The sequence below is a fragment of the Williamsia maris genome (genome assembly GCF_024171815.1).
Classification (GTDB): Bacteria; Actinomycetota; Actinomycetes; order Mycobacteriales; family Mycobacteriaceae; genus Williamsia_A; species Williamsia_A maris.
Genome location: NZ_JAMTCJ010000001.1, coordinates 448,189 through 473,730 on the forward strand (window position 1 = coordinate 448,189; position 25,542 = coordinate 473,730).

Below are 25,542 nucleotides of genomic sequence, written 5' to 3' on the forward strand. Positions count from 1 at the left end.
GCCTGCCCTGCGATGTCCCTGGGTGTCGGGCCCGGTGCGGTCACGGCGGCGTTTCGCGCAGTACGTACCCGATGCCGCGGACGGTGTGGATCAGCCGGATCTCGCCCTCGGCCTCGGTCTTGCGGCGCAGGTAGCCGACGTAGACCTCGAGAGCGTTGCCCGACGTCGGGAAGTCGTAGCCCCAGACCTCCTCGAGGATGCGACTGCGGGTGAGCACGCGACGCGGGTTGGCCATCAGCATCTCCAACAGCGCGAACTCGGTGCGGGTCAGGCTGATGGGGCGCTCGCCGCGGCTGACGTCGCGGGTGACGGGATCCATCGTCAGGTCGGCGAAGGTCATCGTCTCGGAGTCGGCGGCGACGTCGGTGGCGCGACGCATCAGCGCGCGCAGGCGGGCGAGGAGTTCCTCGAGGGCGAACGGTTTGGGCAGGTAGTCGTCGGCGCCGGCGTCGAGACCGGAGACCCGCTCGGAGACGCTGTCGCGCGCGGTGAGGACCAGGATCGGCAGGTCATCGCCGGTGCTGCGGAGTCGGCGACAGACCTCGAGGCCGTCCAGGCGCGGCATCATGACGTCGAGCACGACGGCGTCGGGACGCGAGGAGACGATCTGTTCGAGGGCCTCCACACCGTCCGACGCCGTCTCGACGGTGTAACCGTTGAACGACAGGGACCGTCGGAGCGACTCTCGAACCGCACGGTCGTCGTCTACAACCAGGATGCGCATGCGGTCCAGTGTGACGCGAACGTCTGAGAGCCGACTAAGACATGCCGGGCATCGCGCCGTTCACCCGCTCGATCCGCTCCACTTTCAACAATCCGCTCCGGGTGCAGGACCAGCGCTCCACTTTCCGTCAGCCGCTCCCGTGTCCGGCGGTGAGTCGCGGCAAAACCGGAGCGTGTTCCTCCGAACCGTTCGTCAGAGGAGTCCGGCGCGGCGCAGACCGCGGATCAGAATCGCGCGAAACCGCTCGGGATGGCGCAAGTCGTCCCAGATCCACCGGATCACGATGAGACCGAGGTCCCGAAGCTGATCTTCGCGAACCTTCTCGCGCCAGACTGCGTCGGCCGCGTCACCGTGCGCTGTGTACTTCTTCCGGCCATCGAACTCACCCACCAGCCTACCGACCCAGTCGAAGTCGACGCGCGCGATTTTCTCCCCTGACGGGGTCGAGTACTCCCGCTGCAGTTCGGGCAGAGGGATATCGGTGAAACCGAGCATGAGCGCCCGACTGAACGACTCTCCGACGCTCTCCGAGTCACCGTCGGCACGTGCCAGAGCCCGTCGCGCCGTTGTCGCACCGTGGCGTCGGCCGCCTCGCAGCACGATCTCGGTCAGCTCCTCGGAGGAGACGCCGCGGCGCAGTGTGGCGTCGAAGACAGCCAAGGCCTGGGCGAACGAACCCGACCGCGCAACATCCACAGCCGTCCTTGCCAGTGACGTCGTCAACACGCCCGCGAGTTCGACCGTCTCGTCGGCCTCCCACGTCGCAGCGTGTAGAACGCATGCGCGGTCCTGACGACGTCCACCCGATGGCCGGTTCGCGGTGAAGTGCACGTCGTCGAGGTCGGCATCGAGTAGCGGGATCCCGTGTAGCGCAGCGGCGGATTGATGACTCACCGCCTTGGTGCCCTCGCCCTTCCCTGCCGCGGCGAGGACCTTCCGGCGATAGTGCAGTTCCCGTTGGGCCATCGACGACAGCGAGCCAGGCGGTGGCACGTATACGCCGCTGTAGATGCGGTCGAGCGCGCCATCGCGAACAGCTGTGCGGAGGAGGTGGTCGTCAGCGACACCGGCCTCCACCACCTTCTGTCTGCGGATGAGCCCGTCGGCGTCGAAGATGTGATCGTCCATGCCGCCCAGTGGACGTCACCGGGTTGCGGTCACCGGCGGACAACTCGCTTGCCGCCGGCCGTTCTGTGGAGTGCAAGAAATCTGTGGATCGGGGTTCTCGTCGAGATCCCGCGCTCCGCTTTCTTCGCGACACACCGCCGGACATGGGTGCGTCTACCCGAAAGCGGAGCGACGAACTCTCCGATCGGAGCGGGCCGCGGAAACGGAACGATCAGCTGCAGACACAACAACGGGCCGGTCGTCGCGGTGTGCGACAACCAGCCCGTTGCGAAAGTGCTTAGTGCCTAGCGGCGGTCGAGATCGACCAGGCCGAGCTTGACGGCCTTGACGAGACGACGAGGGATGCGCTGGCTGACGCCACCGACCTTCACCTCTTGCAAGGCCGGGTTGTCGGCCTTCCACTGCGAACGACGACTGCGGGTGTTGGACCGCGACATCCTGCGCTTCGGTACAGCCATGATTGAGCCCTTCTATCTATTGCTTAAGCCTGTGATGGACGTGCTCGGCGCCCATACCGGCGCTCGAACTTCTCCACTCGTCCTGCCGTGTCCATCACGCGGGTCGCACCTGTCCAGAACGGGTGCGAGTCGGACGTGACATCGACAACCACAAGAGGGTACCGGTTCCCGTCCTCCCACTCCAAAAGCACGTCGGAGGTGACGGTCGAGCGGGTGAGGAACGTCTTACCCGTGGACGAGTCCTGGAACAGGACGTGATGGTAGTCGGGGTGCATGCCTGGCTTCATGGTCGGAGGCCTCTCGGGTTGATGGTCATTGCAGGTCAGGGTGTGTCGACGACGCGCCGGCGTCGGCGTCGTCGGCAACGACCTCGCCGTCGACGCAGGGGTCGCGGTGGAAGCTGCCGAACGGGTCGTCGAACATCGCCCACCCGGCCGGCCCGGCTGCCATCTCCGCGTCGGTGAGGCACGCGCCGCGCAGGGTGTCCTGGATGAACGACGCGTCGGCCCGCAGGCTGAGCACGACGATGCTGGTGTCGCGATCACCGAATTCGGGATGCCACCGCAGCGCCGCCATCGACACCCGCTCGGGGTCGCACGCGTCGACCTCGTCGTCCGACATCGCCGCCAACCACGGTCCGCCGGTCGCGACGCGCAGTCCGCCGCCCGCGCTCTCGATCCACAACGCCTCGTCGGGCTGGGTCGCGAGCCAGAGCCGTCCGCGCGAGCACACGACGCCTTCGAGCAGGCAGTCGATGGCCTCGTGCAGTCGGCCGGGATGCAGCGGCCGGTCGGAATGGAACTCGACCAGGCGCACACCGCAGTCGGCGTCGAGGGGCGGCTGACCGGGGAGCAGCGGATCGTGGGCGCCGGTCATGGCGCCGCGCCGCGCGGTGTCGGGGACGGCGGCGAGCAGCGTCCCCACGACCGCCTCGGTGATGGGCCGCTCCGGCAACGCGAGCAGCACGGGCGCGATCGGGGCGAGTCGGGCGAGGACCGCCATCAGCAACGCCGCCTGCCACCCGTCCTCGGCGACACCGTGTACGACGAGGGCATCGGCGTGTCCGACGTGCCCGACCGCGAGCTGCGCGACGGTCCGTTCGTCGGTGTAGTCCGGCACGAGACCCACCTCCGACAACGTCGTGTCACCGGTGGCGTCGGTGAGCCAGGTCCCGGCGTCGACGCAGCCCACGACGGCCTCGATGCGCACATCACGGCCCGCGGGCCCGTCGATCGCACCCGGCACGTCGGCGACGACCACCTCGTCGATCGCCCAGCACAGCGGTTCCGGCTCGATGAGCGGATCGAGCTGCAGGACGATCCGTGCGACCCCCTCGCGACGATGCAGTGCCCGCAACAGCGGGAGCAGATCCTCGCGCAGCGCGCACGAGACACAGCCGTGGTCGAGATCGATGCGGGTGACCCGCGCCCCGACCACGCCGTCGGCATCGAGGCTGCGGACCGTGCGCGTGATGATGCCCAGCGACAGTTCGACCAGGTCGTGATGCACGACGACCGTGCCCGGCGTCTGCGCCGAGCGGGCCACCGAATCGACGGCGACCGCATCGAAGCCGGTGACGACGACCACGGGGGTGCGACGCGAACTCACAAAGACGTCCTCTCAGTTGAAAACGATTGTCGTTTGCGTGTTAGCGTAACGCACTATCGACAATCGTTTCCAACTAGGAGGAGGGCACATGTCGGCCCACTGCCAGGTGACCGGACGCAAACCCGGCTTCGGCAAGCAGGTGTCGCACTCACACGTGCGCACCAATCGACGCTGGGACCCCAACATCCAGCGCCGCCGCTACTGGGTGCCCAGCGAGGGGCGGACGGTCACGCTGACCCTGTCCACCAAGGGCATCAAGACCATCGACCGCGACGGCATCGACGCCGTGGTCGCCCGCATCAAGGCCCGAGAAGAGAAGCTCTGATGGCGTCGAAGAGCACCGATGTCCGACCGATCGTCAAGCTCAAGTCCACGGCCGGCACGGGGTACACGTACGTCACCCGCAAGAACCGTCGCAACGACCCGGACCGCCTGGTGCTGAAGAAGTACGACCCCAAGATCCGCAAGCACGTCGATTTCCGCGAGGAGCGCTGAACCGTGGCGAAGAAGTCCAAGATCAACCGCAACGACCATCGGCGAGTCGTCGTGGAGCGCTGGGCCGACCGACGTGCGGAGCTCAAGGAGATCGTCCGCAAGCCCTCGTCGAGCGACGACGAACGCGCCGCGGCCCAGCTCGCGCTGCAGCGACTCCCCCGCGACGCGAGCCCCACGCGGCTGCGCAACCGCGATGCGGTCGACGGCAGGCCCCGTGGTTTCGTGGGCAAGGCGGGCATCTCCCGCATCCGCTTCCGCGAGATGGCGCACAACGGCGAACTGCCCGGGATCACCAAATCCAGCTGGTGAAACGGGCTGGTTTTGGGTTCGAGCCCTTCCATGCCGCACAATGTTGGTTTGCGCCCCGTGTGAACGGCGGCTCAACGCAACGTTGCAGACGATTACCACGAAGGAACTGATGATGGCCTCCAAGCCCACCCGGCGCCGCTCCGAGAAGCCGACCAAGGTCGCCGCGAAGCGCAACATCCTGCGCGAACGGAAGATCTCGCACATCGACTACAAGGATGTCGCCCTGCTGCGCACCTTCCTGTCGGACCGCGGCAAGATCCGCAGCCGTCGCGTCACCGGCCTGAACCCGCAGCAGCAGCGACAGGTCGCCACCGCCATCCGCAACGCGCGTGAGATGGCCCTGCTGCCCTTCACCACCTCCGGACGGTAATTCGCGTCTCCGCGCACACCGAGCTGACCGAACTCGTCGGTCTGCTCGACCTGGCCGACGCCGGACACGATCGCTTCACCGCACGCCACTCGAAGTTGGCCGTCGCGAGCGAGCACGTGTTCGGCGGCCTCGTGCTCGCCCAGGCGGTCGTGGCCGCCGGGCGTTCGGTCGACTCCGATCGCTCGATCAACTCCCTGCACGCGTACTTCCTGCGTGCGGGTGATCCGTCGATCCCGCTGACCATCGTCGTCGAGCGGATCCGGGACGGGCGATCGTTCAGTCACCGCAAGGTCGAGGTGCTCCAGGGCGACCGGTGCATCGCCGAGATGCTGTGTTCGTTCGCCGTCTCCCGACCCGGCGTGTCCCACCAGACCGCGATGCCGACTGTGCCGGCCGCCGACGACCTCCTCGACGACGCCATCACGCTCGGGGATCTCGACGACCCGCGGCTGTCCGTCACGCGCATGGGGCCGTTCGAGTTCCGCGCCGCCGAGACGCACTCCCGCATCGCCCGCGACCGCGGCGAGAAGACCGATCGTTCTCGGATGTGGTTGCGGGCGAAGGGATCAGCCCCCGCCGACGCACTCCTACAGACCGCGCTGCTGGTCTACGCCAGCGACATGACGGTCCTGGACCCGACGGCCCGCCCGCACGCGCTGGCGCTGTCGGCCGGCGATCTCTGGCCCACCAGCCTCGACCACGCCGTGTGGTTCCACCAGCCGGTGGCCGTCGACTCGTGGTTCCTGCTCGACCTCGACTCGCCCTGGGCGGGCGACGGCCGCGGCCTGGCCCGTGGGCGGGTGTTCACCGCCGACGGGATCCTGGTGGCCGAGATCGCGCAGGAAGGCCTGCTGCGCGCGGGTTCGTGACCTACGAGGCCGCACCCGCCATCGCCAACCGCGCCACCTCGTCGAATGCGGCGACGTCGTCACCGAGCAGGAACCGGTCGACCTTCGCGCGACGCCAGTACAGATGCGCGTCGTGTTCCCAGGTGAACCCGATGCCGCCGTGGACCTGGATCAATGTCTCGGCGGCCAGCTGTGACGCCATCGCCGCGACACCCTTGGCCGACGCGGACGCCATCGGCAGCTCGTCGGGGGCGTTGTCGGCCGCCCACGCACTCCACCACACCAGCGACCGCAGTTCCTCGACCGCTACGTAGGCGTCGACGAGCGCGTGCTTGACGGCCTGATACGACCCGATGGCACGACCGAACGCCTGACGCTCCTTCGCGTACGCCACCCCGATCTCCACCGAGCGGGCGGCCGCACCGAGACTCTCGGCTGCGAGGATGACGCGACCGATCTGCAGCGCACGGTCCCAGCGGGCCTGGGCGTCGGTACCGTCACCGCTACCGTCGACGACCTCGACGTCCCCGAGGGTGACCCGTCCGAGTCCGCGGGTGGGGTCGATGGGATCAGGCAGATCCACTGTTCCCCCATCACTTTCGACACTGCCGATCACGATGCGACCGTCGCGCAGGGCCAGGAACTGCTCGGCGCCGAGCGCGTCGAGCACCGGACCGTCGCCATCGATGACCGCGACCTTCAGTTCACCGGAGGCGAGCGCCCGCAGACGGTCGGTGTCGCCGGCGAGCAGCACCGCCGCGCGCGCGTAGGTGATCAGCGACGGCCCCGCGAGCACCCGACCGGCCTGCTCGGCGACCACGGCGAGGTCGAGGACCGTCCCGCCGCCGCCGTCGACCTCCTCGGGCAGGGTGATCGTCGCGAATCCACTGCTGAGCAACTGATCTCGGCCCGGCCGCACGGCGATGTCGGTGGCGGCTGCGTCCAACGCGGCGCGCACATCCGACAACGAGGTGGACGAGGCGAGGAAATCGCCTGCGGCGGAGGCCAGGTCGCGCTGCTGGTCGTCGAGGTCGAAGTTCATGCCGTGGCCTCCTTGGCTGCGGATTCCGAGCCGCCCGTGGCGACCGCGATGGTCTCCCGGAACGGGACGTTCTTGTCGGCGCGCGGTTCGGCGGGCAGGCCCAGGACCCGTTCGCCGATGACGTTGCGCAGCACCTCGTTGGTGCCGCCGGCGATCGCCAACCCCGGCAGCGACGCCTGCGAGTCCTGCCAGGTGCTGTCACCGCCCGAGTCGCGGGCGAACACCGCGTCGGAGTCGAGCAGGCGCACCGACAGGTCGGCGAGATCGCGGGCGACGCGGGTGCCGGCCAACTTGCCCGCCGACGCCTCCGGGCCGGGCATCTCGCCGCGACTGATGGCCGAGAGTTGTCGGTAGCCGGTGTAGCGGATGGCCAACGATTCGGCGTAGGCCCGTCCGAACTGTTGTCGGGTGACGGCCGCGCGGTCGTCGGGCAGGTCGGCGATGCGTGCGGCGACGTGATCGGCGACCGCGCCCACGCCCACGCCGATGTCGGTGCCACCGCCGCCGAGCGACATTCGTTCGCTCATCAGGGTGGTGAGCGCCACGCCCCAGCCGTTGCCGACCTCGCCGAGGCGCTCGTCGTCGCTGATCTCGACGTCGTCGAAGAACACCTCGTTGAAGTCCGACCCGCCGCTCATCTGCCGCAACGACCGGACGCTGACGCCGGGCGCCTTCATGTCGACCACGAACATCGTCAACCCGCGGTGCTTGGCGACGTCGGGGTCGGTGCGGGTGAGCAGGATGCCGTAGTCGGAGACGTGGGCCAGGGTGGTCCACACCTTCTGGCCGCTGATCCGCCACGTGCCGTCGTCGGTGCGAACGGCCTTGGTGCGCAACGCGGCGAGGTCGCTACCCGACCCCGGCTCGCTGAACAGCTGACACCACAGGTCGTCGGCGCGCAGCAGGCGCTTGAGGTAGCGCTCCTTCTGCGATTCCGACCCGTGCGCGATGACCGTCGGCCCGCACATGCCGATACCGATCAGGTTGACCAGACCCGGCACCTCGGCGCGCGAGAGTTCCTGGTCGACGATGGCCTGCTGCATCGGTGTGCCGCCCTGCCCGCCGGCCTCCTTCGACCACGTGACCCCGACCAGACCGTTGTCGTAGAGCAACGCCTGACGGTCCCGCGCCGCCGGGTCGTCGTACCCGCGACCCGCACCTCGACGCCCGAGCGCCTCACGGTTGTCGGCGATGATCGAACGCACCGTGGACCGCCACGATGCCTCCTCCGGGGTGTCGTCGAAGTCCATTCCAGTCCTTTCGCCGAGCGAGTGTTCGGTCTCTCCTTTGCACCCTACTGTTACCGCCGTCACGGTGTTCTCGGCGGTCGTCGCGCGCTGGTCAGGCGGCCCGACGACGGGCCTCTAGACTCCACGGGTGTCCGGAGTCGTCCAGGGATTCACCGTCATCTTCATCGTGATCGCGGTGGGGTATGCGTTGGGACGCACCGGTGTCCTCGGACCCGAAGCCCAGCAGGTGCTCTCGCGGCTGGTGTTCTTCGTCCTCACCCCGGCGCTGCTGTTCAACTCGTTGGCCACCACCGACCTGTCGGTGATCTTCTCGCCGACGCTCGTCATCGCCGGCGGCTCCGCGCTGCTGGTGGGGTTGATCTATTTCGTGCTGGCGCGCACCGTCCTGCACCGCGAGATCCCGGAGGCGACGATCGGGGCGCTGTCGTCGTCCTACGTCAACAGCGCCAATCTCGGGATCCCGATCGCGATCTTCGTCCTCGACGACGCGTCGTTCGTCGCGCCCCTGCTGCTGTTCCAGATCATGATCTACTCGCCGCTGGCGCTGACCGCGCTCGATCTCACCGCGCTCCGCGGCGGGAAGGGGCGGATCACGCTGCGCGACACGGTCGTCGCACCGTCGACCAATCCGATCGTGCTCGGTGGGGTGGCCGGGCTGATCCTGTCGGTGACCGGCGTGACGCTCCCGCATGCGGTGCTCGAGCCGATCTCGATGCTCGGCGACGCGTCGGTCCCGGGTGCGCTGCTCGCGTTCGGGTTGTCGCTGACCGGGGTGACCGTGCTGCGCAAGGGCGAGAGTCCGCGGCGCGACGTCGCGCTGGCGTCGGTGTTGAAGATGGTGGTGCAGCCACTGCTCGTCTTCGCGCTCGCCTACTTCGTGTTCGACGAGCGGGGGCACAGCCTGTTCGCGCAGGTCGTCATCGCCGCACTCCCCACCGCCCAGAACGTGCTGGTCTACGCGTCGCGGTACCAACGCGGCGTGGTGCTCGCCCGCGACACCGCGCTGGTGACCACCGTCGCGTCGATCCCCGCGATCGCGCTCATCGCCCTGCTGCTGGCCTGATCGCTCACCACGACTCATGACATTTGTCGTGGCGGTGCGGTGTCGAAGTTCGTTACCGTCGGTCACATGAGCGATTCGCCCGCACCCATGTCCGACGACGGCTCCCATCTGCCCGCCGAGCCCGTGAACGTCGACAAGCGTTCACGGCTGCGCGCCTCGGACGCGGATCGCTCGCTGGTGCACGACATCCTCGCCGCCGCGATGTCGCAGGGGCACCTCTCCCCCACCGAGTACGAGACCCGGGCATCGAGTGCCGTGGCCGCGTCGACCTTCGGCGAACTCGATGCCCTCACCGACGATCTGCCGGTGACCGACATCGCCCGCGCGGGCGGACCGTCGCCGGATCAGGTGGTGCCGGGGGTCGCGACGCCGGGATACTCGGTGTCGACGGGTAGCGGTCGGACCCCGGTGACCACCCGGGTCGCGGTGATGAGCGGCACCGAACTGACCGGAACCGTCCCCGTCGGCGACGGGTTGCAGGTCGTCGCCGTGATGGGTGGCGCCGAGATCGATCTGCGCAGAGTCGAGTTCACCGCGCCGACCCTCACCGTGCGCGCCTACGCGGTGATGGGCGGCGTCGAGATCGTGGTCCCCGAGGACGCGACGGTGCAGATCAACGGGATCGGTGTGATGGGCGGGTTCTCGCACGACGCCGCGGGTCGCGGGCGTCCCGGTGCGCCGACGATCATCGTGAGCGGGGTGGCGTTGATGGGCGGTGTCGAGGTGGCGCGTAAGCCGCTGTCGTTCCAGAAGAAGTAGGTCAGCTCACGCGGTCGAGAAGCCCACGGGCGTCGACCGGCGCACGGACCTTGGCGTCGTTGTCGAAGTACACATAGACGTCGCCGGTCTTCGCGCGCTCTCGGAAGCGCGCTGCCCAGGTGTCCAGTGCGTCGTCGGTGTAACCGCTGACGTAGAGCTCGGCGTCACCGTGGAGTCGGGCGTAGGCGAAGTCGGTGGTCACCTCGTCGATGACCGGGAACTTGCCGGCCGAATCGGCCAGCACCAGTGCGACATCCGCGTCACGCAACACGTCGGCGACGCCGGAGTCGACGAAGCTCGGATGGCGTACCTCCAGAGCGTGTCGCAGCGGGCGGTCGGTGTCGGTGGCGGTCAGCGACCGGCCGTCGAGACGGGCGTCGTGGTGAGTCGCCATCGTCGCCGCGTCGGTGGTGCTGCGCGGTAACTGCGCCAGGAACCGTTGCAGCACATCGGGATCGAACGGCATGGTCGGTGGGAGCTGCCACAGCACCGGGCCGAGCTTGTGTTCCAGCGCGAGGATGCCCGAGGCGAAGAAGTTGGCCAACGGTGTCTCGACGTCGACCAACTTCTTCATGTGCGTGATGAAGCGCGGCCCCTTGACCGAGAACTCGAAGTCGTCCGGCGTCTGACCGAACCATTTTCGGAACGAGTCCGGCTTCTGCAACGCGTAGAACGACCCGTTGATCTCCACCGAGTTCAACGTCGACGACAGGTGTTCGAGTTCGCGACGCTGCGGCAGCTTCGGCGGATAGAACGTTCCGCGCCAGGGCGGGTAGACCCACCCCGAGGTGCCGACCCGGATCCTCCTGCCGGTCACTACCGCCGACGACCCCGTCGCGAGCTGAGGTAGTCGCCGACCACGGCCGCGCCGAGTCCGTCGAGGTCCGGTGCGACGACCCGCCCGCCGATCCGGCGTGCGATCTGGTCGACGAACCGCTCCAGGCTCGGGTCGTCGCCGAGCCGGAAGATGGTCACCTGAGCGCCCATTCGCGCGACGTTGTCGAGCTCGCGCACCGTCATCGCCAGCGTCGCCGGGTGCGGCGGGTAGTAGAAGAACGCCTCACCGTCGGGCTCGAGGTGCGCGGTCGGCTCGCCGTCGGTGACGATGAGGACGACCGGCTGCGCATTGGGGTGTTTGCGCAGATGCTTGCCCGCCAACAGCAGCGCGTGGTGCAGGTTGGTGCCCTGTTCCATACGCGGCTCGAGGCCGGTCAGCTCGGCGATGTCGATGCTGCGGGCATGCCGACCGAAGGCGATGAGCTTGAGTTCGTCGCTGCGGAAGCGCGTGCTGATCAGATGGTTCAGCGCGACGGCCGTGCGCTTCATCGGCGTCCACCGACCCTCCATCTCCATCGAGAAGGAGGTGTCGACGAGCAGGACCACGGCGGCCTGTGTCCGCGCCTCGGTCTCGGAGACCTCGACGTCGCGAACGTCGATCCGGACGCCGTTGCGTGCGAGATCGCCGGTGGCGGTGGCCGTGTCGGGGCTCTCGGTGATCGTGCGGCGCACGGCGTTGCCGACGGTCGCGGTGACGTCCCACGGCTCGGTGTCGCCGAACTCCCACTCGCGGGTCGATCCGGTGGCCTCGCCGGTGGCGCCGTTGCGACGGGTCTGTCGGTCGCCGCCGCGACCGGACAACTGATCGGCGATGTCGCGGAAGATCGACTGGCCGAGTTGGCGCATCGCCTTGGGCGACAGGCGCAGTGCGCCGTCGGAGTCGCGGTTGAACAGGCCCTGTTCGTTGAGCGCCTTCTCCAGTTCGGCGAGCGTGCGCGCGTCGACGGCGGCCTCGTTGCCGAGCTGACGGGCCAATGCCTCGAGGTCGATGTCCTCCATCTGCGAGCCGTTGTACTGCTGGGACAGCTGCTCGGACAACGACTCCAGTTCGGCGAGATCCTGCAGGGCGCCGACACCCTCGCCCATACCCATGCCCTCTTGACCCTCGAACTGTTGGGATTCACCCCAGCCGAGATCGGGACGGGCCTCGCGCAGTTGGGAATCCATCTGCCCGAGCTGGTTCATCAGATCCGGGGAACCGAACGCCTGCTGCGAGAGCTGGTCGAGTTCGGCCCGTTGCTCCGGCGAGAGCGAGTTGTAGAACGCCTGCGCGGCCGCCGCCCGCTTCGCCAGCGAGTCGATCAGTTCCTCGGTGGACTGCGGGTTGTCGGGGAAGTGCTGACCGTGCTTGCCCATGAACTCGTCGAACTTCTCGGTGGTGTCCTCACCCCGATTGTGCGCGGCGAGTAGCTCGTTGAGGTCGGCGAGCATGTCGGTGATGGCCTGCCGGTCCTCGTCGGTGGCGCCTTCGAGGGCCTGCTTCATCCCCTCGAACCGCTGGTCGAGCATCTCGCGACCGAGCAGATCCTTGATCTTGTCGTAGTCGGCCTTGGCCTCGGGGCTGCGGAACTCGTAGTTCGCGAGTTCCTGCACGGCCTGTGCGGTCGACGGCGACAGGTTCTCGATCTGCATCTCGGCGAAACGGGCGTCGTCGTCGAGGTCGCGTGCGAGCTGTTTGCGTTCGGCGAGAACGGCTTTGTCGAGCAACTCCTTCACCTCGGCGAACGTGCCGTCGAGGTTGCGCTTCTTCAGCAGTTCCTGACGTTTGCGGTTGATCTCCTCGCGCAACTTGTCGAGGCCACGCATGTCCTTGGTGCCGCGCCGCAGGTATTCACGCATGGCGCGCTGCGGCGAGACCCCGGCCATCACGTCGGCGCCGATCTCGTCGAGCGCCTCCCGGAGGTCTACCGGGGGCGCCAACGGGTCAGGACCGCCGGTGTACCGGCGATACCGCGAGCGGTGGAACTTGTTGCGGGCCATCAGACCCCCCGTCCGTCGAGATTCACTGCGATGATTGTGTGCCGGACACGGTCAGCCGTAGATGGTCTGACCGGAGTCATCGGCCTCCTTGCCGATGCGGCGGGCCAGGAACAGCCCCTCCAACGCGAGTTCCAGTGCGCTGGCCCGTTCTCCGTCGTCGGTGGCCTCGAGGCGCTCGGCGATGGCGTCGACCACCGGTCCGGTGACATCCGGCGACGGGATCGAGGTGAGCAGTTCCTTGGCGGTGACGCGGTCACCGGTGACGATGGGCTCGCCGGACTCGAGAGCGGAGACCAACGCGGCCATGTCGATGCCCGCGAGGTGCGCGCGGACGGTGTCGGCGGTGGCCTTGCGCAGCAGGTGCTCGAGGATTTCCATCTCGCGCCCCTCCTCGCCGGACTCGAACTCGACCTTGCCGCGGAGGACCTCGATCACCGACTCGAGGTCGACGACGCGGGCGACGGCCGACTCCTCACCGACGATGGCGGCCCGGTGCAGCGCGGCCGCGGCGACGGTCTCGGCGCCGGCGATCGCGAAACGTGCCGAGACACCGGAGCGTTGGTCGATCGACGGGTGGTCGCGGACGTAGCGGGTGAACCGCGCCAGGATCTCGACGATGAAGGTGGGCACGGTCGCCACCAGGTCGGCCTCCTGCTCGATGACGGCGGTCTCGTCGTCGAGTTCGAGCGGGTAGTGCGTGCGGATCTCGGCGCCGAAGCGGTCCTTGAGCGGGGTGATGATGCGGCCGCGGTTGGTGTAGTCCTCGGGGTTGGCGCTGGCCATCAGCATCACGTCGAGCGGGAGTCGCAGCGAGTAGCCACGGACCTGGATGTCGCGCTCCTCCATCACGTTGAGCATCGACACCTGGATGCGCTCGGCGAGGTCGGGGAGCTCGTTGATGGCGACGATGCCGCGGTGGGCGCGCGGGATGAGTCCGAAGTGGATGGTCTCCGGATCGCCCAGGCTGCGGCCCTCGGCCACCTTCATGGGGTCGACGTCGCCGACGAGGTCGCCGACGGAGGTGTCGGGGGTGGCCAGCTTCTCGGCGTAGCGCTCCGAGCGGTGCTTCCACTCGATCGGCAGGTCGTCGAGCGAGGCCGCGGCCCGGCGGATCGAGGCCGGGGTGATGGGCTCGTACGGGTGCTCGTTGAGCTCGGCGCCCTCGATCACCGGCGTCCACTCGTCGAGCAGGCCGACGAGCGTGCGCAGCAGGCGGGTCTTGCCCTGTCCGCGCTCACCGAGCATGACCACGTCGTGGCCGGCCAGCAGAGCGCGTTCGAGCTGGGGGATCACCGTCGTCTCGAAGCCGACGATGCCCGGCCAGGGGTTGGTGCCCGACCGCAGTGCGGTGAGCAGGTTGTTACGGATCTCGTCCTTGATGGAGCGTTGAACGTGGCCCGATGCGCGCAGTTCACCAAGGGTGCGGGCTGCGGGATGGGCGGTCTGAGGAGACGTCACGTACTCCACGCTACGAGGGTTTGCGATGGTGCGCACTCAAGGGTGCTCGAGACCCCCTGATCTCCTGCCCGTTCCCGCCCGCCAGTTGGGCACGTAAGACCATCGGTTGGGCACACGCGTCATCAGGCGACCAGGTGTGTTGTCCGCGGCCGCCCAGTCGACGGGTGTGGGTGCCCAACTGATGGCTTTAGATGCCCAACTGGCGGTCCTAGATGCCCAACTGGCGGGGGTCAGCGAATGGCCAACCACACGGCCAGGCCCAGGCCTGCGATGCCGATGACGATGCGCAGCGGCGTGGGCGGGAGACGCCGGACGATCGGCGGACCGAACCAGCCACCGGCCAGACACCCGATGCCCATGGCGAGCGCGGCGGTCCAGTGCACCGGCCCCGACACCGCGAAGATCAGCGCCGCGACCAGGTTGCTGATCCCGAGCAGCGCGGACTTGAGCAGGGATGCCCGCCAGAGCGGGTTGGCCGTCAACACCAACGACAACGCCAGGAAGATCACGCCGGCGCCCGCGCCGAAGTAGCCGCCGTAGATCGACACCGCGAAGATCCCGACCTCGAAGCTCCGGGGCATCTCGCGGTGACCGGCGAGACGCCGCAGGAACGGCTGGGCCAGGACCGCGACGGAGGCGAACGCGACCAGGTACGGGACGACCACCTCGAACGACTCGGCCGGCGACACCAGCAGGATCGCCGCCCCGACCACCCCGCCGAGTGCCGAGAGGATGCCGAGCCGGACGAGGCTGCGCTTGTCGGTGAGCAGCGCCTTGCCCGACTGCGCGCTGCTGCCGATCCCCACGGGGACCAGCGCGACGGTGTTGGTGACGTTGGCCTGCAGCGGGCTCAACCCGGCGAACAGCAGCGCGGGATAGCTGACGATCGACGCCAGACCGGTCACGTACCCGACCAGTCCCGAGGCGAACCCCGCGACGATGAGCATCACGAAGGCTGCGGCGGTCACCGCGTCATTGTGCCCGGCCCCCGCGCACGTCCCGACGGCGCGATCACTTGGTCGCCAGTGGCGCGACCCCTCCGCTGATGTCGGTGATGGCCCAGTTCTTGTTCTTGTCGACGGTGATCGGGTACAGGGCAGTGGTTTTGACACCACCGGGCGACTGGACGTTCGTCACCTGGACGTCGACGAAGACCTGCACCACGTACTTGCCGTCGTTCTGCGACTTGATGTCGCTGCCCACGAGAGTCCCCTTCGACACCCACTGCAACTGACCCAACAGCTGGCGCAACACCGGTTCGGTGTCGGTGAACTGCTTGACCATGGCGTCGTCGACACCGGTCTTCAACGCCGTGAACCACGGGTCGAAGTTCCGGTGGTCGATCTCGGCCGCCTTGACCGCGTAATCGCTCGCAACGTCTTTCGCCCGCTGCGCCGACGCGTTCTGCGACTGCAGGTCCCGGTAGTCGTCGCGGTAACCCAGGGCCGAGAACACCGCCACACCCGTCGCGACCGCGAGGACGACCACGAGCACCGCGGCCGTGATCAGCCACCCCCGTCGCGACGTCGACCCGGCCGTGTCGGCCGATGCGGGCGGGGTCGCGGTCGCCGCAGGCTTTACGGTCGGGGCCGGCTTCTCGGCCGGCTCGGGCGTCTGAGCGGGCTCGGACTTCGCGGCCGGCTCGGGTGTCGCCACCGGCTCGGACTCGTCGGCCGGTGTGCTGCGCGGTCGGCCGTCGAGTCCGGAGAACTCCGTGCCCGCGCTGTCCTCATCCGACATCGGTCGTCATCTCCTCGAACTCATCTCTCGAACACGATCGCACTCCGCCGATCCGCGGAGTGACCCTACTTGGTGGCCACACGGAATCGGACGACTCCGTTCTCGTCGACGACCTGTAGGCCGCGCTGGACGAACGACGCGATGTCGATCTGGGTGACCGGGGCGATCTGGCGGATCAGGGGCAGCAGCACGGCCAGCGGTGGCGTCACCTTCGGCAGGATCCGCTGCAGGTAGTCGCTGAGCTTGGTGACGAACGGGTTGATCACCTGACTCCACGCGACCGCACCGTTCGTCGCCCGCGCCAGCCCCGGGAAGAGCGCGAACAGCTCGGTGAACGATTTCTGTCCCGCGGCCAGCTCCCTCGATCCGGCCGACAGCTTCGGTCCGATGCCGTCGGCCTTGCGCACGAACTCCTGTGCGGTGTCGAACAGATCGGAGAACTCGGTGCGCTGCGTGGTGACGGTGCGCGAGAACCGGTTCGAGAACTCGCCGAGCTTCGTGATGTCGTCGTCGCGACCCAGCCACCCGGCGTTGACCGTGTTGGCGATGCTGGTGAGTCGCTGCGGATCGATCTGCCCCACCAGCCGCTGCAGGTTGGTCAGCGTCTCCCCGACGGTCGCCTGCGTCACCACGTTGCGGCTCAACACCGCACCGTCACGGATGTACGGCCCACCTGCCTGCGTCGAACTGAAGTCGAGGTACTGCTCGCCGACGAGTGAGAGGTTCGCCACGGTCACCTGCGCGGTGGCCGGGATGTCGTACTCCGACTCGATCGACAGCGTCGCCCGTAGCCCCTCCGGCCGCACCGCGATGTCGGTGACGTGACCGACCTCGATCCCGTTGTACAACACTCGCGACCGCGGCAGCAGCCCACCCGAGGACGCCAGTTCGACGGTCACGGTGTCGGTGGCCGCGAACGGTTTCAGCTTCAGGATGCCGACGCCGAGGTAGGCGGCCAACGCCACCGACACCACCACGAGCAACACCAGCGAGGTGCGCACTCCGATCCTCATCGCATGGCCCCGATCATCCGCAGGGTTGATGCGACGGTGCGGATCTGATCGTTCGACGCCGCCGGCGTCGACAACCCGCGCGGTGAGGTGATGTCGACGATGTTCACCGACGGGCTCGCCAGCAGCGGCAGGATCTTGTTGCTCACCAGGTCGTCGAGCCGGGCGATGTCCGACGGCGCCGACGCGTCCAGCGAGACGGCGAGATCGACCAACGGGTTCGCCGTGGTGATCAATCCGACCAGCTGCTTGTACCGCGGGCCGAACAGGTCCGACACCTTGGTCAGCTGAAATCCCAACGACGTCAACACCTGAGCGAAACCGACGAACGACACCAGTGCCCCGCCGATGCGTTCGGGGCCCACGTCGAGCGCGAAACCGAGATCCTTGCCCTGTGTCTGTACCGAGCGCCCCAGGATCCCGAGCGAGTCGATGACCTGACCGACCGACGACGAGTTCTCGGCGATCCGGGCGATCAGCTCGCGCGAGGTCTCGATGCCCTTGTCACGATCGGCCCGGTTCTGCGGGAAGGCGGTGTTGGCCTTGTCGACGGTCCGCTGGATCTTCTCCAGGGTCCCGCCGTTGGCCAGGGCCGCGATACCACCGAGCAGATCCTCGACGGCCGGTGTCACCGTGGTCTGTGCCAACGGGATGGTGGCGCCGTCACCCAGGCGCCCGCCACCACCGGTACCGGACGGGGTCAGCGAGATGTAGATGTCGCCGAGCAGGGTCGACTGTTCGAGCGCGGCCCGGGTGCCCTGCGGCACCACGACATCGCTCTCGAGGTCGACGGTCGCCACCGCCACCGGGGACGCCGCCGACCCGCCGATACCCACCGACCGCAGCACCCCGACCTTCGTGCCGTTCAACAGCACCTTGCTGCGGGCGGGCAGGTTCAACACGTTGCTGAACTCGATTCTCAGCGAACGACTCTCGCCCGACACGCGCGTGCCGGGCAGCGGCAGGTCGGTGACCTGGATCCCGCACGCCGCCGACAACCAGGCGACCAACAACATCGCGAGCACCACCACCGCGCGACGTACGCGCACTCCACGTCCACCCGCGATCATCGGATACCTCCCGATCCCAGGATCATCTGCAGCAGCTTCGTGTCCACGGATCCGGCCGCACCCGGTGTGGGCCTGCACGATCCGGACAGCACGCGGTTGAGGACGGCGCAGGTGGCGCCGGCCGACGCCACGGGCACGCGCACCCGCGGCGGGGCGACCTTGATCGCGAGGCCGGCCTGCTTGTCCTGCGCCATCGCCTGCAACCCGGACATCACCGGCGGCAACGACTCGAGCAGGGCGACGATCTGATCGGTCGGCAGCAGCTCCACCAGCGGGGTGATGAGGCCGAGGAGGGTGAACAGGATGGGGTCGAACCGCTGCAGGTTCGCCGCGAGCTTCGGCACCACCGAGGTCAGTCGGACCAGAGCCGGGTTCAGCTCGGTGGTCAGCTGGCCGAGCGCCTGGGCGAACTTGCCCAGGTTGTCCACCGCGAGTTGCACATCCGGCCACCGCTGGACGAAGAAGTCGGCGAGCTGTTGACCGTTGGAGATCAGTGACCGCAGCTGGGTGTCGCGCAGTTGCGGGTCCCCCAGCGCCGCACCGAGGCCGCGGACGGCGCGGTTGAAGTCCTCGGCGGTGCCCTTGAGGCTGTCGTCGACCGAGGCCAGTGCCGTGCGCACGGCCTGCTGCTGTTCGGGTGAGCGGCCGCCGACATCGGTCAGCTGCCCGGAGAGCTTGTCGAAGGCGGAGAACGCCTCGCTCAGGCTCTTGGGTGTGCGGGTGCGCTCCAACGGGATGCAGTTCGCGGTGTCGAAGGTGGCGCCACCGACGTAACTGGTCGGGATCTCCAGACGTCGATCGGTGACGATGGAGTCCGACGTGGTCACCGCCGACACGTTCGCCGGGAGCGTCACGTCGGAGTCCATCGAGAAGTTGACGCGGACATGCCCATCCGAGGGGGCCACGCCGGTCACCGTGCCGATGGTGACGCCGAGCAACGTGAGGTTGCTGCCCGCGTACAGGCCGATGGAGTCGGACATGATGGCGCACCCGGAACGGCTCGACGAGTCGTCGGAGGCACGGACCGCGGCCACGGTCGCGACGATGACCGCGATGACGGCGGCGATGATCACGGTGCGCGTGGCCCAACGGCGCCATCCGGAACTCGCAGGCGCGGTCGACGGGGTAGTCATGTCAGCACCGCCGATCCGGCGTCGGGATGCACAGGGCGGGTGCGTCGACGACCGTCTTCGACAGATCGAGGGTCGGTGTGGATCCCGACACCCCCAGCGCCGAACCCAGCTGGTTCGCGATCTGGGTCAGTTTGTCCAGGACGGGGCCGGAACCGGTCAGCGTCGTCCGCAGCCGGTCGACGATGGCCTGCACCTTGTCGATCTGCGGGTCGATGGTGCCCGAGAGCGCCTCCACCGGCGGCTGCAGGAACGCGAAGAGTGCGTCGACACCGCGCACGGTGTCGAGGCCCTGCTCACGGAACTCGTAGAAGCGATAGCCGATCACGCCCACCAACCGCAGCAGGTTCAGCAGCTTCGCGCGACCGTCGTTCAGTGCGCCGACGTATTCCTCGGTGACGGCGATCGCGCGATCGAGGTCGTCGTCACGGTCACCGAGCGTGGTGGTCACCTGGGCGACCTGGGAGATGATGTCGCGCACCGAGTCCGAACGTCCCCGCAGCGCGAGGTTCACCTGCGCGAAGGTCTCGCGAGCGGTCTGGGCATCGACCTTGTCGACCACGTCGCCCGAGTCGGTGATGACGTCGGTCAGTTCATAGGGGGTGGAGGTACGGTCGCGCGGGATGGGCCCGTCGAGTGCTCGCGTGCCCTGCGGGGTGACGGCCAGGTAGTGACCACCGATCGCGGTGGACAGCCGGATGTCGGCGCTGGTCTGATCGCGCAGGTTCACCGAGTCGTCGACGTCGAAGGTGATCTCCACGTGGTCGCCGACGACCTCCACCGACTGCACCGACCCGACTGCGATGCCCGCCACCCGAACCTCGTCACCGGATCGGATCTGGCCGCTGGAGGTGAATTCCGCGGTCACGTCGGTGGATCCGAACGGCACGACGTAGAGCAGACCGGCCACCACGGCGACGACCACGATGACCACCACACCGCCGAGACCGAACAGCACCTGGCGCCGGCGCACTGCGACCGCGTCGCGTCGGACCGCCACACGTCGGGCGAACACGGTTCTCATCGGCAGATCACCACCGGTGCGCCGGCGAGCAGCACGGAGGTGATCGGTCCTGGCACCGACTGCCCGCGACCGCAGCTGTAGGAGGCCTTCGTGGCCGAGTTCACCGACGCCAGCAGGGAATCGAGTACGCCCGGGATGCGCGCAAGGAGCTCGGACCCGTCGTTCGTCGCCGGGATGTACTTGCGCAGCAGCCGGTCGATGTCGGCGTAGTTGCCGTAGTAGACGTCGTTGAGGCTCGACAGCACCAGCCGTAGCGGCGTGAGCGCCTTGGCCGCGATGGTCAGCGACTGTTCGGTCTTGTCGAGATCGGTGGCCAACGCGCCCAACGCATCCCCGGTTCGACTGATCAGTTCGTTGAGGCGCGGTGACTTGTACTCGATCTCCTTGGCCACCGAGCCCAATCCGGTGACGAAGGCCGCGACCATCTCCGAACGGTCGGCGACCAGTGCGGTGGCCTGGTTCAGTTTGTCGAGGATGGAACCGAGATCGGGGCCGCGGCCCTGCACGACGGCGAGGATGTTCTCGGTGAACTCGTTGATCTCGGCCGGATCGAGCACCTTGAACACCGGTCGGAGTCCATTGAACAGTGCGGTGATGTCGAACGACGGGATGGTCCGAGACCGTGGGATGACCGCCGAGGTGTCCTCACGTCCGCTGCCCGGGCCGTCGGTGAACACGTCGAGGTAGCGCTCCCCCACCAGGTTCAGGTATCGGATCGCGATGTCGGTGTTGTCGAACATCGGCACCGAGCGCTGCATCCGGAAGGTCACCCGGGCGACGTCGTCGTGGAGTTCCACCGACGACACCCGGCCCACGCGCACGCCCATCTGTCGCACGTCGTTGCCCGGCGACAGCCCCGACGCGTCCGAGAAATCTGCGGTCACGGTCCGTTGATCGCCGGAGACCGACGGCGCCAAGGCCTGCACGATGACCCACGTCGCGCCGATCATCACCACGACGAACAGCGCCAACCACACGATCGACATGCGACGCAGCCTCATCGTCCACCCGCCTTCGGGGCGCCTGCTCGTGGTGCGCGCGGCGCCGGCGGAGCCAACGACTGCAGGAACGGCGCCAACTGGGGCATCTGCGCGATCGCGACACCCACCTGCAGGGTGACCTTCCCGTTCTGGGTCGGCATCGACTTCTCCAACCGGCCCAACAGCTCCCGTGCGTCGGTGACCGCGGGCGGGATGGACCGGAGGGTCTGTCCGAGCGGCGATCCGGTGACGGTGAGGAAGTCGAGGAGGGTGGCCAGCCCGTCGTAGTTGTCGCCCACCAGTCCGCCGAGACCGCCGACCGTGTCGATCAGCCCCGACAACGAGTCCTTGACGCCGGTGACCACCCGCGGATCGGTGTACTCGGCGGTCGAGCGGGTGAGGTTGATGAGCACCGAGTCGAACGGGCCCTCGAGGTCGGCCACGCCACGGCTGGCCGGGCCGAGGATGCGGAAGAACTCGGCCAGTGGCATCTGCTGCCGCGACGCGGCGAGGGTCAACAGGTCGAGTCCGGAACGTACGAGCGGTTGCACCGCGTCGACCACCTTGTCGGCGATGTCGATGGTGCGGGTGAACTCGTCGCCGGTGATGGTCGTCGAGATCTCGCCCACCTGGCGGAGCAGGTCGGCCACCGACACGTTCGTCGAATCCGACCCGATGGTGATCTTCTCGCCGTCGCGCAGTCCGTCGCCGGGTGTGCCCGAACCCGACGTCGAGCCGGCCGCCTGCAGTTCGATCCCGGTCACGCCCAACAGGTTCGACGGCGCATACGCCGCCGACACCTGATCGGGGATGGCCGCGGCCTGATCGGCGTCGATCGACATGGTGATCTCCTGGCGGCCGTCATCGGCCACCGTCACCCCGTCGACCCGTCCCACGATCAGCCCCCGGTACTTCACATCGCCACCCGCGGCCAGCCCGTCCCCGACCGAATCGGCAACCGCGGACACGGTGACGGTGGTGTCGAAGTCGCCACGGGCGTAGAGGGTGAGCGGGATGGCCAGCACCAGCGCGACGACGACGGTCGCCGCACCGAGGCCGAGGAGCGCCACACGCGAGGGTCCGCGTCCGGACGGGTCGTGATACGCCATCAGCCGGAGAACCTGAAGCCGACGTCGGAACCCCAGAAGATCAGCGTGAGAAGCATGTCGAGCACCACGATGATGACGAAGCTGTTCTTGATCGCACGCCCCGAGGCGACCCCGACCCCCTCGGGACCACCGCTGGCGTAGAAGCCCTGATAGCAGTGGATGAGAATGACCGCGACCACGAAGATCACGGCCTTGATCATCGAGAACAGCATGTCGACCGGGGCGAGGAACGCGTTGAAGTAGTGGTAGTAGGTGCCCGACGACTGACCGTTGACGGTGTTGACGACGAACGCGCACGACAGGTAGCTGAGGATCAGCGTGATCAGGAAGAGCGGGATGATCGTGACGATCCCCGCGATCACCCGGGTGCTGACGACGAACGGGATGGGCCGGATCGCCTGCGCCTCCAACGCGTCGATCTCCTCGGAGATCCGCATCGACCCGATCTCGGCGGTCATGCGACACCCGGCCTGCGCGGCGAATCCGATGGCCACCACGATCGGTCCCAGCTCACGGGTGTTGACGTAGGCCGACAGGAACCCGGTCAACGGACCGATGCCGAACAGCTTCAACGTCGCGAACGACTCGATGCCGATGGATCCGCCCACCGACAGCCCCAGCACCACCAGTACGACGACCGATCCGCCGCCCACGATCAGCCCACCCGATCCCCACATGAGATCGGAGAGCACCGCGCCGGTCTGCCTGCGGTAGACGCGCAGCGCGTGCGGGATCGATCGCAGGACGTCGAAGACGAAGTGCACCTGATGGCCGATGCGTTCGACGGCCGACACCGGCACCTCGGCGGCGCGACCGAGACTCGTCGTCCACCGGCGGGACCGGGCGTAGGTCTGCAGACCGACCATCAGCCCGCCCTGCCGACGAACATGGTGACGAGCTGGGTGACGACGAGGTTGAGCAGGAACGAGGCCACGACACCCAGGACCACAGCGGCGTTGACGGCGTCCGCGACACCGCGGGGTCCGCCGCGGGCCTCGAGCCCGCGCTGGCAGGCGATGGCGACGACCACGACACCGAACAGAATCGACTTGCCGACCGCGATGACCAGGTCGCCGACCCCGGCGAACTGGCCGAAGCCGCCCAGGTAGCTGCCGGGCGCACCGCCCTGGAACGACACGTTGATGAAGTAGCCGGCGGTCACGCCGACGAAGATGATCTCGATGCACACCAGCGGTGCGACGAGGACGACCGCGAGCAGCCGGGGTGCCACCACCCGACGGGCCGGGTCGATGCCCATCGTGCGCATCGCGTCGATCTCGTCGCGCACGGTGCGGGCGCCGAGGTCGGCGGCGATCGCCGAACCGACCGCGCCACCGATGAGCAACGCCGAGGCGATGGGTGCGCCCTGCTGCAGGATGCCGAGCGCGCCGGCCGCGCCCGCCAACGACGAGGCGCCGAGCTGCTGGGTGAGGCTGCCGACCTGGACCGAGAGGATGACACCGAACGGGATCGCGACCAGCACCGCCGGAATGCCCGCGACACCTGAGAAGAAGATGGTCTGGGACAGGGTCTCGCGCCAGGGATGTCGCAGCGTGACGATGTCGCGGACCAGGTGGACCAGGGACGTGACGGTCAGCTCGATGAGTCGGCCCAGCGTCGCGATCGACGACACCACCGCGTCGAGCGTCCGAGCGAGCGTCGACGATCCGCGTGTGGAGACACCCACCGATCCCGCCATCACACCGCTTTCTTGATGCTGCCCGCGCCTGCTCGCGACACCTCTGTCGCCATGATCGAGGTCACTGTAATGGCTCAGATGTGACCTGTGACGCTTTTGGCCGGGAACACTGGACGTCTGACCGTCTGCATCGGATTCGATGGTGACGACACCCCAACGGCGCGTGCGAGGAGACCTCGGGCACGGCGGTGGCACCCTTGCACCATGACCGATGCCGCACCCCACGACCCGACGTCGACACCCGCACCGACCGGAGCTCTCGACGGCATCCGGGTGCTGGAACTGGGCAGTCTGATCGCCGGCCCGTTCGGAGCCCGACTGCTCGGCGACATGGGCGCCGACGTCATCAAGATCGAGGCGCCGGGCCGGCCCGACCCGCTGCGGACCTGGGGACAGGCCGAGCGGGACGGCCACCGGTTCCTGTGGACGGTCTACGCGCGCAACAAGCGTGCGGTGACGTTGAACCTGCGCGACCCGCGGGGTCGGGAGCTGTTCCTCGAACTCGTCGACACCGCCGACATCATCGTCGAGAACTTCCGGCCGGGCACCCTCGAGAAGCTGGACCTCGGGTACGAGACGCTGCGCGATCGGAACCGCGGGATCATCCTGGTCCGGGTCTCGGGATACGGCCAGACCGGACCCGACGCGACCAAGGCCGGTTACGCGTCGGTCGCCGAGGCGGTCAGCGGACTCCGCCACCTCAACGGATATCCCGACCAACCGCCACCGCGGTTGGCGCTCTCGCTCGGCGACACCCTGGCGGGCATGTTCGCCGCCCAGGGCGCCCTGGCCGCGTTGTACCGACGCAGCGTCACCGGCGAGGGGCAGGTCGTCGACACCGCTCTCAACGAGGCGTGCGTCGCCATCCAGGAGTCGACCATCCCCGACTACGACATGGGCGGCGTCGTGCGGGGGCCGTCGGGCACCCGGTTGGCGGGCATCGCACCGTCCAACATCTACCCGACCGTCGACGGATCGATGGTCGTGATCGGCGCCAATCAGGACACCGTGTTCGGCCGACTCTGCGCCGTGATGGGTCGCCCCGAGCTCGCGACCGATCCCCGCTACGCCACTCACGGCGCACGCGGGGACAACCAGGACGAGCTCGACGACCTCATCGCCGACTGGACCCGAACCCGCGACCGTGACGAACTGATCGCGGACCTGTCCGCGGCGGGTGTGGTGGTCGGGCCGATCAACACCGTCGCCGAGATGATCACCGATCCCCAGCTCATCGCCCGCGGCATGATCGTCGACCACCACGACGAGCGCATCGGCGGACCGGTCAAGGGGCCCGGCATCGTGCCCCTGATGTGCGGCACCCCGGGCTCGGTCCGCAGCGCGGGACCCGCCGTACCCGGTCAGCACAACCACGAGATCTACACCGATCTCCTCGGCCACGACGCCGGGTCGACGGAGCAGCTCCGTCGCGACGGAGTGGTCTGAGCCGC

28 protein-coding genes are annotated in these 25,542 nt (G+C 68.2%); 8 read left to right on the plus strand and 20 right to left on the minus strand.

Going from position 1 to position 25,542, the window contains the following annotated elements; all coding sequences use genetic code 11:
- Positions 1-40: 40 nt before the first annotated feature.
- The 5 genes from LX13_RS02125 to mrf all read right to left on the minus strand — a co-directional run bounded on the left by LX13_RS02125 (position 41) and on the right by mrf (position 3,918).
- Positions 41-724 carry a response regulator transcription factor gene (locus LX13_RS02125; protein ID WP_253659655.1) on the minus strand — a complete coding sequence of 228 codons (684 nt, stop codon included), beginning with the start codon at positions 722-724 and terminating at the stop codon, positions 41-43.
- A 192-nt stretch (positions 725-916) separates the two neighbouring features.
- Complete coding sequence (locus LX13_RS02130) at positions 917-1,852, minus strand: hypothetical protein (protein WP_253659656.1); 936 nt, start codon at positions 1,850-1,852, stop codon at positions 917-919.
- Positions 1,853-2,136: 284 nt separating this feature from the next.
- A complete protein-coding gene (gene rpmF / locus LX13_RS02135; RefSeq protein WP_188490980.1) occupies positions 2,137-2,310 on the minus strand; it encodes a 50S ribosomal protein L32 in 174 nt (57 codons plus the stop codon).
- A 23-nt stretch (positions 2,311-2,333) separates the two neighbouring features.
- Complete coding sequence (locus tag LX13_RS02140; protein ID WP_188490981.1) at positions 2,334-2,597, minus strand: type B 50S ribosomal protein L31; 264 nt, start codon at positions 2,595-2,597, stop codon at positions 2,334-2,336.
- 25 nt (positions 2,598-2,622) lie between these two features.
- Positions 2,623-3,918 (minus strand): ribosome hibernation factor-recruiting GTPase MRF, encoded by a 1,296-nt coding sequence (gene mrf / locus LX13_RS02145; protein ID WP_253659657.1) that lies wholly within the window; start codon positions 3,916-3,918, stop codon positions 2,623-2,625.
- An 88-nt stretch (positions 3,919-4,006) separates the two neighbouring features.
- Between mrf and rpmB the strand changes: the two genes are divergently transcribed.
- From rpmB to LX13_RS02170, 5 genes are all read left to right on the plus strand, one after another.
- Positions 4,007-4,243 carry a 50S ribosomal protein L28 gene (gene rpmB, locus LX13_RS02150; RefSeq protein ID WP_253659658.1) on the plus strand — a complete coding sequence of 79 codons (237 nt, stop codon included), beginning with the start codon at positions 4,007-4,009 and terminating at the stop codon, positions 4,241-4,243.
- Positions 4,243-4,413, plus strand: a complete 171-nt coding sequence (gene rpmG, locus LX13_RS02155) for a 50S ribosomal protein L33 (protein WP_253659659.1) — start codon at positions 4,243-4,245, stop codon at positions 4,411-4,413. Before rpmB ends, rpmG begins: the two co-directional genes overlap by 1 nt.
- A gap of 3 nt (positions 4,414-4,416) precedes the next feature.
- On the plus strand, positions 4,417-4,722 hold the full coding sequence (gene rpsN / locus LX13_RS02160; RefSeq protein WP_253659660.1) for a 30S ribosomal protein S14: 306 nt from the start codon (positions 4,417-4,419) through the stop codon (positions 4,720-4,722).
- Between the two features lie 112 nt (positions 4,723-4,834).
- On the plus strand, positions 4,835-5,092 hold the full coding sequence (gene rpsR / locus LX13_RS02165) for a 30S ribosomal protein S18 (RefSeq protein ID WP_188490986.1): 258 nt from the start codon (positions 4,835-4,837) through the stop codon (positions 5,090-5,092).
- Positions 5,093-5,187: 95 nt separating this feature from the next.
- A complete protein-coding gene (locus tag LX13_RS02170) occupies positions 5,188-5,961 on the plus strand; it encodes an acyl-CoA thioesterase (RefSeq protein WP_253659661.1) in 774 nt (257 codons plus the stop codon).
- A gap of 1 nt (position 5,962) precedes the next feature.
- Here the strand turns inward: LX13_RS02170 and LX13_RS02175 are convergent, their stop codons facing one another.
- Positions 5,963-6,982 (minus strand): acyl-CoA dehydrogenase family protein, encoded by a 1,020-nt coding sequence (locus tag LX13_RS02175; RefSeq protein ID WP_253659662.1) that lies wholly within the window; start codon positions 6,980-6,982, stop codon positions 5,963-5,965.
- Positions 6,979-8,232 (minus strand): acyl-CoA dehydrogenase family protein, encoded by a 1,254-nt coding sequence (locus tag LX13_RS02180; RefSeq protein WP_253659663.1) that lies wholly within the window; start codon positions 8,230-8,232, stop codon positions 6,979-6,981. The genes LX13_RS02175 and LX13_RS02180 overlap by 4 nt, the downstream gene beginning before the upstream one ends.
- Positions 8,233-8,359: 127 nt before the next feature.
- On the opposite strand from LX13_RS02180, the gene LX13_RS02185 reads away from it, so the two are divergent.
- Together LX13_RS02185 and LX13_RS02190 are read left to right on the plus strand one after the other, a co-directional pair.
- The gene (locus LX13_RS02185) at positions 8,360-9,295 is read left to right on the plus strand and encodes an AEC family transporter (protein WP_253659664.1); all 936 of its coding nucleotides are present in this window, start codon (positions 8,360-8,362) and stop codon (positions 9,293-9,295) included.
- A 66-nt stretch (positions 9,296-9,361) separates the two neighbouring features.
- Entirely contained in the window at positions 9,362-10,054 is a 693-nt protein-coding gene (locus LX13_RS02190; protein WP_372499785.1) for a DUF1707 SHOCT-like domain-containing protein, read from the plus strand.
- Position 10,055: 1 nt separating this feature from the next.
- On the opposite strand, the gene LX13_RS02195 is transcribed toward LX13_RS02190, so the two are convergent.
- The 13 genes from LX13_RS02195 to LX13_RS02255 form a co-directional block, all read right to left on the minus strand.
- The gene (locus LX13_RS02195; protein ID WP_253659665.1) at positions 10,056-10,871 is read right to left on the minus strand and encodes a DUF72 domain-containing protein; all 816 of its coding nucleotides are present in this window, start codon (positions 10,869-10,871) and stop codon (positions 10,056-10,058) included.
- Entirely contained in the window at positions 10,871-12,871 is a 2,001-nt protein-coding gene (locus LX13_RS02200; protein ID WP_253659666.1) for a vWA domain-containing protein, read from the minus strand. The genes LX13_RS02195 and LX13_RS02200 overlap by 1 nt, the downstream gene beginning before the upstream one ends.
- 51 nt (positions 12,872-12,922) lie before the next feature.
- A complete protein-coding gene (locus LX13_RS02205) occupies positions 12,923-14,338 on the minus strand; it encodes a sigma 54-interacting transcriptional regulator (RefSeq protein WP_372499786.1) in 1,416 nt (471 codons plus the stop codon).
- 221 nt (positions 14,339-14,559) lie between these two features.
- Positions 14,560-15,276 carry a sulfite exporter TauE/SafE family protein gene (locus tag LX13_RS02210; protein ID WP_253660535.1) on the minus strand — a complete coding sequence of 239 codons (717 nt, stop codon included), beginning with the start codon at positions 15,274-15,276 and terminating at the stop codon, positions 14,560-14,562.
- A 64-nt stretch (positions 15,277-15,340) separates the two neighbouring features.
- Complete coding sequence (locus LX13_RS02215; RefSeq protein ID WP_253659668.1) at positions 15,341-16,069, minus strand: hypothetical protein; 729 nt, start codon at positions 16,067-16,069, stop codon at positions 15,341-15,343.
- A gap of 65 nt (positions 16,070-16,134) precedes the next feature.
- Positions 16,135-17,070, minus strand: coding sequence for an MlaD family protein (locus tag LX13_RS02220; protein ID WP_253659669.1), 936 nt, complete (start codon positions 17,068-17,070; stop codon positions 16,135-16,137).
- Between the two features lie 8 nt (positions 17,071-17,078).
- Complete coding sequence (locus tag LX13_RS02225) at positions 17,079-18,128, minus strand: MlaD family protein (RefSeq protein ID WP_253659670.1); 1,050 nt, start codon at positions 18,126-18,128, stop codon at positions 17,079-17,081.
- A gap of 17 nt (positions 18,129-18,145) precedes the next feature.
- Positions 18,146-19,282 (minus strand): MlaD family protein, encoded by a 1,137-nt coding sequence (locus LX13_RS02230; protein ID WP_253659671.1) that lies wholly within the window; start codon positions 19,280-19,282, stop codon positions 18,146-18,148.
- 1 nt (position 19,283) lies between these two features.
- Positions 19,284-20,303 (minus strand): MlaD family protein, encoded by a 1,020-nt coding sequence (locus tag LX13_RS02235; protein WP_253659672.1) that lies wholly within the window; start codon positions 20,301-20,303, stop codon positions 19,284-19,286.
- Positions 20,300-21,289: an MlaD family protein gene (locus LX13_RS02240; protein ID WP_253659673.1), complete on the minus strand. Its 990-nt coding sequence runs from the start codon at positions 21,287-21,289 to the stop codon at positions 20,300-20,302. The genes LX13_RS02235 and LX13_RS02240 overlap by 4 nt, the downstream gene beginning before the upstream one ends.
- A gap of 11 nt (positions 21,290-21,300) precedes the next feature.
- On the minus strand, positions 21,301-22,392 hold the full coding sequence (locus tag LX13_RS02245; protein ID WP_253659674.1) for an MlaD family protein: 1,092 nt from the start codon (positions 22,390-22,392) through the stop codon (positions 21,301-21,303).
- The gene (locus LX13_RS02250; RefSeq protein WP_253659675.1) at positions 22,392-23,258 is read right to left on the minus strand and encodes an ABC transporter permease; all 867 of its coding nucleotides are present in this window, start codon (positions 23,256-23,258) and stop codon (positions 22,392-22,394) included. The genes LX13_RS02245 and LX13_RS02250 overlap by 1 nt, the downstream gene beginning before the upstream one ends.
- Entirely contained in the window at positions 23,258-24,091 is an 834-nt protein-coding gene (locus LX13_RS02255) for an MlaE family ABC transporter permease (protein WP_372499787.1), read from the minus strand. Before LX13_RS02255 ends, LX13_RS02250 begins: the two co-directional genes overlap by 1 nt.
- 204 nt (positions 24,092-24,295) lie before the next feature.
- Here LX13_RS02255 and LX13_RS02260 point away from each other — a divergent pair, with 204 nt between their 5' ends.
- Positions 24,296-25,537: a CaiB/BaiF CoA transferase family protein gene (locus LX13_RS02260; protein WP_253659676.1), complete on the plus strand. Its 1,242-nt coding sequence runs from the start codon at positions 24,296-24,298 to the stop codon at positions 25,535-25,537.
- The last annotated feature ends 5 nt before the right edge of the window (positions 25,538-25,542 follow it).

Excerpts from the sequence above, each read along its gene's own strand:
- LX13_RS02210 (WP_253660535.1), bottom strand. The coding sequence starts at position 15,276 with ATGCTCATCGTCGCGGGGTTCGCCTCGGGACTGGTCGGGTACGTGACC.
- rpsR (WP_188490986.1), top strand. The coding sequence starts at position 4,835 with ATGGCCTCCAAGCCCACCCGGCGCCGCTCCGAGAAGCCGACCAAGGTC.
- LX13_RS02190 (WP_372499785.1), top strand. The coding sequence starts at position 9,362 with ATGAGCGATTCGCCCGCACCCATGTCCGACGACGGCTCCCATCTGCCC.
- LX13_RS02200 (WP_253659666.1), bottom strand. The coding sequence starts at position 12,871 with ATGGCCCGCAACAAGTTCCACCGCTCGCGGTATCGCCGGTACACCGGC.
- LX13_RS02260 (WP_253659676.1), top strand. The coding sequence starts at position 24,296 with ATGACCGATGCCGCACCCCACGACCCGACGTCGACACCCGCACCGACC.
- LX13_RS02235 (WP_253659672.1), bottom strand. The coding sequence starts at position 20,303 with ATGAGAACCGTGTTCGCCCGACGTGTGGCGGTCCGACGCGACGCGGTC.
- rpmG (WP_253659659.1), top strand. The coding sequence starts at position 4,243 with ATGGCGTCGAAGAGCACCGATGTCCGACCGATCGTCAAGCTCAAGTCC.
- LX13_RS02140 (WP_188490981.1), bottom strand. The coding sequence starts at position 2,597 with ATGAAGCCAGGCATGCACCCCGACTACCATCACGTCCTGTTCCAGGAC.
- LX13_RS02180 (WP_253659663.1), bottom strand. The coding sequence starts at position 8,232 with ATGGACTTCGACGACACCCCGGAGGAGGCATCGTGGCGGTCCACGGTG.
- LX13_RS02130 (WP_253659656.1), bottom strand. The coding sequence starts at position 1,852 with ATGGACGATCACATCTTCGACGCCGACGGGCTCATCCGCAGACAGAAG.
- LX13_RS02250 (WP_253659675.1), bottom strand. The coding sequence starts at position 23,258 with ATGGTCGGTCTGCAGACCTACGCCCGGTCCCGCCGGTGGACGACGAGT.
- rpmF (WP_188490980.1), bottom strand. The coding sequence starts at position 2,310 with ATGGCTGTACCGAAGCGCAGGATGTCGCGGTCCAACACCCGCAGTCGT.
- LX13_RS02175 (WP_253659662.1), bottom strand. The coding sequence starts at position 6,982 with ATGAACTTCGACCTCGACGACCAGCAGCGCGACCTGGCCTCCGCCGCA.
- LX13_RS02215 (WP_253659668.1), bottom strand. The coding sequence starts at position 16,069 with ATGTCGGATGAGGACAGCGCGGGCACGGAGTTCTCCGGACTCGACGGC.
- LX13_RS02240 (WP_253659673.1), bottom strand. The coding sequence starts at position 21,289 with ATGTCGATCGTGTGGTTGGCGCTGTTCGTCGTGGTGATGATCGGCGCG.
- rpmB (WP_253659658.1), top strand. The coding sequence starts at position 4,007 with ATGTCGGCCCACTGCCAGGTGACCGGACGCAAACCCGGCTTCGGCAAG.
- LX13_RS02245 (WP_253659674.1), bottom strand. The coding sequence starts at position 22,392 with ATGGCGTATCACGACCCGTCCGGACGCGGACCCTCGCGTGTGGCGCTC.
- LX13_RS02255 (WP_372499787.1), bottom strand. The coding sequence starts at position 24,091 with ATGGCGGGATCGGTGGGTGTCTCCACACGCGGATCGTCGACGCTCGCT.
- LX13_RS02230 (WP_253659671.1), bottom strand. The coding sequence starts at position 19,282 with ATGACTACCCCGTCGACCGCGCCTGCGAGTTCCGGATGGCGCCGTTGG.
- LX13_RS02125 (WP_253659655.1), bottom strand. The coding sequence starts at position 724 with ATGCGCATCCTGGTTGTAGACGACGACCGTGCGGTTCGAGAGTCGCTC.